11 protein-coding genes are annotated in these 7,958 nt (G+C 62.2%); 10 read left to right on the top strand and 1 reads right to left on the bottom strand.

The features are described 5' to 3' along the window. Positions 1-127: 127 nt before the first annotated feature. From AC5RWU_RS23135 to AC5RWU_RS23115, 5 genes are all read left to right on the top strand, one after another. The gene (locus AC5RWU_RS23135; RefSeq protein WP_493986519.1) at positions 128-2,011 is read left to right on the top strand and encodes a hypothetical protein; all 1,884 of its coding nucleotides are present in this window, start codon (positions 128-130) and stop codon (positions 2,009-2,011) included. After that, positions 2,001-2,276, top strand: a complete 276-nt coding sequence (locus tag AC5RWU_RS23130) for a hypothetical protein (RefSeq protein WP_493986518.1) — start codon at positions 2,001-2,003, stop codon at positions 2,274-2,276. The genes AC5RWU_RS23135 and AC5RWU_RS23130 overlap by 11 nt, the downstream gene beginning before the upstream one ends. Positions 2,277-2,403: 127 nt before the next feature. Further along, positions 2,404-2,631, top strand: a complete 228-nt coding sequence (locus AC5RWU_RS23125; RefSeq protein WP_493986516.1) for a hypothetical protein — start codon at positions 2,404-2,406, stop codon at positions 2,629-2,631. A gap of 13 nt (positions 2,632-2,644) precedes the next feature. Next, the gene (locus tag AC5RWU_RS23120) at positions 2,645-3,553 is read left to right on the top strand and encodes a hypothetical protein (protein ID WP_494002543.1); all 909 of its coding nucleotides are present in this window, start codon (positions 2,645-2,647) and stop codon (positions 3,551-3,553) included. A gap of 116 nt (positions 3,554-3,669) precedes the next feature. Further along, a complete protein-coding gene (locus tag AC5RWU_RS23115) occupies positions 3,670-5,085 on the top strand; it encodes a rolling circle replication-associated protein (protein WP_493986514.1) in 1,416 nt (471 codons plus the stop codon). Between the two features lie 161 nt (positions 5,086-5,246). On the opposite strand, the gene AC5RWU_RS23110 is transcribed toward AC5RWU_RS23115, so the two are convergent. After that, positions 5,247-5,861, bottom strand: a complete 615-nt coding sequence (locus tag AC5RWU_RS23110; protein ID WP_493986513.1) for a hypothetical protein — start codon at positions 5,859-5,861, stop codon at positions 5,247-5,249. Positions 5,862-6,430: 569 nt separating this feature from the next. Between AC5RWU_RS23110 and AC5RWU_RS23105 the strand changes: the two genes are divergently transcribed. The 5 genes from AC5RWU_RS23105 to AC5RWU_RS23085 all read left to right on the top strand — a co-directional run bounded on the left by AC5RWU_RS23105 (position 6,431) and on the right by AC5RWU_RS23085 (position 7,909). Next, positions 6,431-6,730 carry a hypothetical protein gene (locus tag AC5RWU_RS23105; RefSeq protein ID WP_493986512.1) on the top strand — a complete coding sequence of 100 codons (300 nt, stop codon included), beginning with the start codon at positions 6,431-6,433 and terminating at the stop codon, positions 6,728-6,730. A gap of 77 nt (positions 6,731-6,807) precedes the next feature. After that, positions 6,808-6,981, top strand: coding sequence for a hypothetical protein (locus tag AC5RWU_RS23100; RefSeq protein WP_493986511.1), 174 nt, complete (start codon positions 6,808-6,810; stop codon positions 6,979-6,981). Further along, positions 6,978-7,301 carry a hypothetical protein gene (locus AC5RWU_RS23095; protein ID WP_493986510.1) on the top strand — a complete coding sequence of 108 codons (324 nt, stop codon included), beginning with the start codon at positions 6,978-6,980 and terminating at the stop codon, positions 7,299-7,301. The genes AC5RWU_RS23100 and AC5RWU_RS23095 overlap by 4 nt, the downstream gene beginning before the upstream one ends. 222 nt (positions 7,302-7,523) lie before the next feature. Then, entirely contained in the window at positions 7,524-7,670 is a 147-nt protein-coding gene (locus AC5RWU_RS23090; protein ID WP_493986509.1) for a hypothetical protein, read from the top strand. Between the two features lie 83 nt (positions 7,671-7,753). Next, the gene (locus AC5RWU_RS23085; RefSeq protein WP_493986508.1) at positions 7,754-7,909 is read left to right on the top strand and encodes a hypothetical protein; all 156 of its coding nucleotides are present in this window, start codon (positions 7,754-7,756) and stop codon (positions 7,907-7,909) included. Positions 7,910-7,958: the final 49 nt, after the last annotated feature.

The following is a 7,958-nucleotide window of genomic DNA, read 5'->3' as shown; positions in this document are numbered from 1 at the left end:
CTGCTGCTGCGCAAGGGCTGGGGCCTGATCCGGGGCATGGTCAAGTAACCACTGTTCCGCCTGGGGGCCGTCGTCGTGTATCGGCGGCGGCTCCTTTGTTTTTCTGACCGTGTGTAAAGGGGCAAGGGTGAAATTGAAGGAACGGCTGCGGGGGCGCGGCCTGATGGACAAATTTAGGCGCGGGGTCGTCGGGATGGTGGTTGCCGGGGTGCTGGCGGTCGCTGTCGCTGTCGGCGCTCCTGCGCAGCGTGCCAGCGCAATACTTCCGGCTATTCCGCTGATCTGGGGCGGGGTGACTGCGTTCATTGCTGCCAACGGTGCGGCCATTGGTGCGGCGGCGACGGCTGCCGCTGGGTTCGCCTGTATGGAGTGGTGCGATGACGGGATGAACTGGCTTGCTGACGATGAAAACTACGACATGCCGTGGGAAGACAAGATGCGGGAGTGGGAGGAACTGAACGGCGGGCAGGATGAGACGAGTCTGAGCACAAGCACGCCGGAAGAAAAGTTGGCGAATCCTGAACCGTTGACCTATCTTCCCCACGGTTGGATTGATCCCGGGCTGATTAAGACAGGTGGGCGCGTTTATAAGGACTCGTGGAATATCAAGTTAGAGCCGGTTCCGGGCAGCACGCCTAAGACGTTCGCGTTTTGGTATGACCTCACGTGTCAATGGACGGTTGGGGACGAGGCGGGGAACGAGTTTGAGGTTCGGGGCAAAGCGGGTCAGGCCTCGGCCTATCCGGTTTCGTATGATGCGGAGTTCAATTGGTTCGAAGTTCCTATTACCCAGTGCGGCCCGGCTAACTCGGTCAAGGTTTCCGGGTTCCGGACCTATGACAACAAGTACGACGCAACCGGCGCGTATATAAAGCATCCGGCGGGTAGCACTATCTCGACTACACGCCCGGCCAACATGATTAATTGGGGCGCGGGTGCTGCCGGGCCTGCCGCGCCTGAGGATGTCAGCTATGAAGTGACACAGAAATGCGTAGGCCCGGATACCGGCGCGGTCTATGACCTCAAGGCCACGTACAGCGGCACCACGGACAAACTCACGGTTCCCTCCTGCAAGGCTGCGGGGCTGGGCGAATACTCACAGGGCCTGTCGATCAGCTATGACAACGGCTCCGGGCCACAGACGATCTGGGAGGCCAAACCCGATCCGGCGGCGGCGCTGAACTATCCCGAGTGTGCGCCGAACGGGCCTACGGTCTGCGGGCTGCATGTCCACGTTGACGGCCAGCAGTGCCAAGCGGGCTCACAGAACCGCTGTTCGGTCTGGGCTGACCTTGCCCGGCATGAGCCCTCGGCGGTCAAGTGCATGTACGGGCCGTATTCGGTCGGGGTGGATCAGTGCAGCGTGCTGGAACAGGCGTACGGCGACCGTCCCGCGCAGCGCAACGACTACAACACAGACGGCGATCCGACGACGGGCGGCGTCAACTACTGGACCGAACCGCGCGTCGATCCCGAAACCGGGCAGACAACACAGGTACAGGTGCCGCGTCCGAACGCTGACGGCTCGCCGTCCGTGGGCACCGGCACGAATCCGAACGTCTCCCCGGATCAGGGCATGCAGAACTGTCTGTCGGCAACATTCAGCCTCAACCCGGTTGATTGGGTCATGGTCCCGACACAGTGCGCGCTGCGCTGGGCCTTTGAGCCTTCGCCTCAGGTCGCAACGGACATGGCGACGGGGCTGCGCGGCAAGCTCGAAACCAAGGGCATTCAGCCGGCCATTGAGACAGTGACAGGAACCGTTGACGGGCTCGGGGGGCCAGGCACCGGCTGCAAGGGGCCTGCCCTGCCGTTCAAGCTGGGCGACTACGAAAATACGATCTGGCCGTTTGATGCCTGCGCCGAACCGATGAAGGGCATTGCATCCGGGGTGAATGCCTTTATTGCCCTCGGGCTGGTGGTCGGCGGCGGCTTCGCCATTATCCGCGCCATTGGTTCCGCGTTCGGCTTCAACTTCTCAATGGGCAAGGGGATCAACGGTGATAACTGACACGCTGATAAACGTTCTGGGCGGGCTCGTGGGCTGGCTGCTGGACGGTCTGCCTCGGGTGGAACTGCCCGGCTGGATGGACGATTCCGGGGATTACGCGCTGCAGGTTTATGCCTTCGGCTCGTCAATGGGCGTCTGGTTTCCGGTGCCGCTGGCCATTGCCGTTGTCCTTGCCCTGCTGGGGGTCTATCTGGCCTCCTTCGCGGTGAAGCTGGTTCGCATTGTCGCGTCGTTCCTGACTGCGGGCGGCGGGTCGGCGGCATGAGCTGGGAAACATACGGCGTCATTCTGGCCGTGCTGGGGGTTCTGTTCTTGGCGGTTATCGCGTGGCTCATGGTCGAGCTGCGCGATACTCCGCCGGAGTCCGATTGGTACAGGGGAGTGACTGAGAAATGATCCGTTTTCTTCTGCGGCTGGCCGTGCTGGCTGCGCTGCTGCTGCTGGGTACAGCGTCCGGGGGCCTGCGGGGCGTGCTGGGCTGGCTGCTGCTGGGCTGGATTCTCTGGCGGGCGGCTCCGGGGCTCTGGCGCGACTTCCGCCGTCTGTGGTTCTTCTCCCGCTCTGTCCGGGTCGGTGGCCGTTTTGGGCTGCGCCTGGGCTCCAACGATCTAACGATGTAAAGGAAACTTGACGATGGGTTTTGAAACAATCCTGGCTCCTGCTGCACAGTCCGAACGGGCGCGCGCCCGGCGGCGGGCCTATCCCATTCACATGTACTCGGGAAAAAATGGCGCGGGGAAAAGTGCCTGCATGGTGTACGACTCGTTGCCTGATCTGGACGCCGGAACTCCGGTGCTCTCCACGGTGCGCCTGCTCGATTACCGGCGGCCGCGTCCGTGTGATGATCCGGCCTGTGATGATGCCGTGGGCCATGCTGCCGGGCATCTGGCGGCGCATCCGGCCTATGTTCCTTTCACTGACTGGTGGCAGCTTCTGGAGTGGGAATCCGGCCCGGTGCTGATGGATGAAATTACCGGCGTGGCCGACTCCAACGAAACGTCCGGCCTGCCGACGGCGGCGGCTAACAAGCTGGCCCAGTTGCGGCGCTCTGACTGCTCGGTGCGGATTACCGGGCTGAACTTCATTCGGGCCAATAAGCGCATTCGTGAATCCGTGGTGGCGGTGACGCGCTGCCGCTCGATGCTGCCGGTTACGGCGAGGAATGAGGACGGGACAGAAAAGCTCTGGAAACAGCGCCGTCTTGCTCTCTGGACGACCTATGATGCGCAGTCTTTGCCGGTGGACGATCACACGGAAGCGGCTTATGAGAAGGCGGACCGTCTGGTTTTTGCCCGGCACTGGTTGCCGACGTCTGATGCGATCCGGGCCTATGACACGTATGCGCCGGTTTTGACGGTGGGAACGGTCACGGATTCGGGGCGGTGTGCTCACTGCGCCGGGACTCGTCGGGTTCCTGAGTGCTCCTGCCACGATTACCAGCAAGCAAAGGTCCAGCGGAAAGCGGGGACGCCCGCAAGGGCGAAGCCCGAGGACGTTTCCGCGTCGCTGGACTTCCTTCCTGCATCTGTCAGCGCGTCTTGAGTGTGACTGCTGGGGCTGTAGTGACAGAATGAAACCACTGTTAAAAGGCGAACGGCGCCGGGACTTGGAATCATCGGCGCCGTTCGAAATGTCTACCGTGTGTAAAGGGTGGTGACGTGTCTAGTGTAGAGGTTTTGCCCGCGCTAGCGGTACCCGAAAGTGATTCGGCGCGCCGACAAAAAAAACTCGATGACTATGCGGCGTTCCGCTCCATCATCGATGACTACGCTCCCGCGAAGCTTCCGGGGGCCTTCGATGTCAAGACAGCCGCTGATATGGTGGCGGGCCGTCTGGGGGTCCAGCTTGGCGGACAGAATGAACTGCTGCCCGGTTCCACTGCTGACACGGTGCGCTTTGGGACAACTGAGGGCCGCTCCGTCCGTCTGATCCTGTCTCCGGGAATCCTGGGCTGTGCCATGAGTGATGAAGCGCGGCGGGAAAAGACACTCCAGCGGATAGAGGACAAGACTCGTCGCCGGGCCGATTTGGCGGCGTCGTGGGTCAATCAGGAAACAGGGGAGATTGGCGATGTTGCCGATTATCTGGCGCATGAGAACGGGCCGAGTTCCAAGGAGATAACCGGCTGGTCTGCCAAGTCGCGGGCGAACATGGTTAAGCAGCTTGCGCAGCTTGACCTGTCCGACTGGTCTGCCGATACCGGGGCGCTGGCGATGGTTACGTTTACGCTGCCGGGCGACTGGGTCGCGGTGGCTCCTGACGGCAAGACGTTCAAGAAGTTTTTTGAGCGGTTCCGGCTGCGGTGGCGGCGCGAGGTCGGCACGGATTGGCGGGTGCTGTGGAAGTTGGAATTTCAGCGTCGGGGGGCTCCGCATATCCATGCGCTGCTGCGGGTTCCGGCGCTGGTCGTCTCCAAGTCGTACCGGCAGACGATGACGTTTGAGGATTGGCTGTCTCGATCCTGGGCGGACATTGTGGGGGCGTCAAAGGATGTTGACCGTTGCGACGTTCGCACGCGGGAAGAGTTCGCGGAATATGACCGGCACCTCAAGGCGGGAACGGGCATTGACTTCTCGGGGGAAAAATTCAGCGATCCGCGCCGCATTTCCATGTACTTTCTTGGGCACTCCGCTAAGACCACTGACGGCAAGGAATATCAGCACATTGTGCCGGATGCGTGGCAGAAGCCCGGCAAGGGTCCGGGCCGGTTCTGGGGTTCGTCCGGGTTCGCTAAGGCGGTTGCGGAAATTGATTTGAACATGGGCGACTACTTCCGCGCCCGGCGGGTGATTCGCAAGCTGTCGGCGGCTCGGGCGTGGACGGTCGCGGTCAAGCGGGAGAATGGGATCTCCAAAACCCTCGGGCGTCAGCCGCGCCCGGCGCATCAGGTCAAGGCGAAGCGTCCGCGTTCCGGGGGCGGCTTTAATGGCGGTTGGGTGCTGCTCAATGATGCTCTCAAGGCTGCGCAGCATGTGGGGCGGTTCCTCGATCCTGACGAGGACTGCCGCCTGTGGGTGACTCAGCACGCGGCGGCGCGGTTCTCGCCGTCGTGGGTCGAGCTCGTGCGCGGCTAGTCTGCGTTTTCGCAGATAAAGCAGCTGGCCGGCTGGCCCCGCGGTCTGCGTTTTTGCAGATTTTCTGCTGGGCCCAGTAGCTCGGCGCTCCGCGTTTCTGCACACGGAAAAACCCCCGGCGTCTGCCGGGGGTTCTTCTGTCGGTGCTGGCTGGTAGGGGCCTACTTCTTGCGGCTGCGCTTGGCGGGCTTGGGCTGGATCGGTTCGCCGTTCAACGTCCGGTAGTGGGCAACTTCCATATGGTCTGTGCCCAGCACGGCGGCATAGAACATGCTGTTTCCGGGCGGAAGGTGGCTGGTGTCGATGGTGCAGGAACAGAACCTGCAGTCGAAACCCTTGCCCGTCAGGCTGCCGCCGTCGCGGGGTGTCTCGTAGTCCTCGAACGGTCCCGCCGGGCTCTGGGCGATGACGGGCGAGGCGTCCGCTTCGGCCCAGTGCGCCGGGCCGGTGACGGGCTCGGCGTCGGCTTCGATTTCCTCGGGCGTCATAAGTTCCTGGGCTGCATTGATGATCGTCTGTCCGTCAAGCTGGGGCGTCTCGGTCCACGCGGCGCGCTCGGCGTGCTCGCGCTCGGCGCGTTCCTGCGTTTCGCAGTATTCCTTGTATTTCTGCTGCGCGGCCTGCTTGCTGATGCCCAGTCCTGCGCCGATCTGTGCCCAGCTTGCGCCAGTGGCGCGGGCCTCCCAGACGGCTACGCGAAGATGGGCGGTTGCCAGCCTGACGGCTTCGGCTGCTGCGGCGAGGTTCTGAACGGCGGTTTCCTGTGCTGTGGTCATAAGTCAATTTTAGTTGACGATGGGCCTCCGCGTCAAGTTTTGTTGACGATTCCGGCGGCCAGGCTGGGGCGGTAGTCGCGTCGTTGTCTTGGCCTTCTCGGCTGGCGAAGGCTGAAATTACGGGCAGTCATCCGGCACCGCTGGCGCTGCATGTGCGCCCGGCATCCGGTAGGGGCTCCGCTGCTCCGCAGCCGCTGCCGCGCCTGCGCAGCCGCTGCCCGCCCGCACCCCTCCCCCGTAATCGGAATTGCTCCAGCACCCCGGCGTAACGTTCGGTCATCGACCCCCGGCGGCTGCCGCCGCCCGGGCTCGTTCTCTGTGCCAAAAGTCGTCGCGGGACCACAGCAGCCGGGCGAAGCCCGGTTTTTCCCCAGTGGTTGCTCAGCTTTTCCTGAGGTTTCCTGAGGTTTCCTGAGCAAATCCTGAGCAAAAAATACCGTTACCGAACCGTTATATAACTGATTAACTAAATCGTCTTTTGGACATGGGTTTATCGCTTAGGCTTCTCTTGTTACCAGCACTTCGGCTTACCACCGGGGGAGCTTTCTCTACAAGCAAAGGTCTACACAATGGCTGATTCACTTGCCCGCGTTTCGGGCGTCGTCATCAATAAGCACCGCCAGTCGGGCACTTCCCGCAGCGGTAACCCCTATGACTTTGAAACCCTTACCGTGCTCGTTGGGGGCAAGGGCATCTGTGAGGTCATGATGCCGAAGCCCGAGAACATGGGAATCGTTCAGGGCCACCATCCGAATGAGGGCGACTCCATCGACTGGCTCGTGGAGTTCTCTGCCGGTGGGCGCGGTGTGAATACCCGCGTCGTTGGCCTGTTCCCGTCTGCTCCCGCGAAGCTCGAAAAAGCCTCTTAAATGGGTCGGCCCCCGGTTACCAGCCGGGGGCCTAACCTCAACGAAAGTCTCTACCTTTCGAAAGGCTCAGACCCATTATGTCCCACCATCCTGTTGTTTCCCTGCAAGCCGTTTCCCTCGTCAATTCGCTCTCCGACACTGCTGCCGGTGTAGTGATGTCAGCGGTTGGGCTGGCGCTCACTGTGGCGCTGGTCGGGCTTGGTATTTTCGGGGTTTTCTGGATTCTTGAAACTCGCGGCGGCATGCGATGACTGCCACCGCCACAGCCGAACCGACTGCCGAACCGACAGCCGAACCGACTGCCGCAACGCCAGCCGCAACGACTGCCGAACCGACAGCCGAACCGACTGCCGCAACGTCAGCCGCAACGACTGCCGAGCCGACAGCCGAACCGACTGCAACCGTCACAGTCACAGCCGAACCGCCCGCGCCCGGTTCTGAACCGCTGGACTCTTCGACGTTCCTTGAATCAATGGGCGCGCTTCAGGATTCGTTGACGGTCGTTGTCGTAATCCTGGGCCTGCTGCTGCTGTTCGCCGCGTTCGGTGCGGTGCTGGCGGTGCGGCGATGATGGCCGGGATAGCTCTGGAGGTTCTTTCCGGGCTGCTCGCTGCCTCGTTCGTGGTGATCCTTTGGCAGTTGCTGCGGGCGCTGCTGTGAACGTTGCCGATGCTGCCGATTTCATCCGTATGTGTTTGAGTGCCGGGCTGTCCGCCGGGCTCGTGGTCGCGGTTCTGCGGTCCTTCTAGATTTTCTGTCCGTTTGCCGTGTGTGTGTAAAGGGGGTGAACACATTGACGAACGCTGTTACTACCATTCAGGGCGCTGTTGCGTCCTTCGGGCCTGATCTTCTGGCCGTGGGCGGCACCGCTATCGGTATTGCTGCCGGTGTCCTGCTGCTGCGCAAGGGCTGGGGCCTGATCCGTGGCATGGTCAAGTAAATTTGACCGCTCGCGCCGGGCGTGGGGAGTCCTCGCCCGGCGCAAAAAAACCGTTCTACTCGTATCTGTAAGGGGTAAAGAAAATGACTGTTCCTGCTGACGCTGTTTCGACCATTACCGGCGCTGTTACCAACTTCGGGCCGGACCTGCTGGCCGTGGGCGGTACCGCTATCGGCATTGCTGCCGGTGTGCTGCTGCTGCGCAAGGGCTGGGGCCTGATCCGGGGCATGGTCAAGTAACCACTGTTCCGCCTGGGGGCCGTCGTCGTGTATCGGCGGCGGCTCCTTT

It is taken from the genome of Arthrobacter sp. B0427-1-12 (assembly GCF_059092905.1).
This window is presented reverse-complemented; position numbering and strand designations above follow the sequence as displayed.

Bases quoted from the DNA above. Each gene is read 5' to 3' on its own strand.
- AC5RWU_RS23125 (WP_493986516.1), top strand. From the start codon at position 2,404: ATGATCCGTTTTCTTCTGCGGCTGGCCGTGCTGGCTGCGCTGCTGCTG.
- AC5RWU_RS23120 (WP_494002543.1), top strand. From the start codon at position 2,645: ATGGGTTTTGAAACAATCCTGGCTCCTGCTGCACAGTCCGAACGGGCG.
- AC5RWU_RS23110 (WP_493986513.1), bottom strand. From the start codon at position 5,861: ATGACCACAGCACAGGAAACCGCCGTTCAGAACCTCGCCGCAGCAGCC.
- AC5RWU_RS23105 (WP_493986512.1), top strand. From the start codon at position 6,431: ATGGCTGATTCACTTGCCCGCGTTTCGGGCGTCGTCATCAATAAGCAC.
- AC5RWU_RS23100 (WP_493986511.1), top strand. From the start codon at position 6,808: ATGTCCCACCATCCTGTTGTTTCCCTGCAAGCCGTTTCCCTCGTCAAT.
- AC5RWU_RS23095 (WP_493986510.1), top strand. From the start codon at position 6,978: ATGACTGCCACCGCCACAGCCGAACCGACTGCCGAACCGACAGCCGAA.
- AC5RWU_RS23085 (WP_493986508.1), top strand. From the start codon at position 7,754: ATGACTGTTCCTGCTGACGCTGTTTCGACCATTACCGGCGCTGTTACC.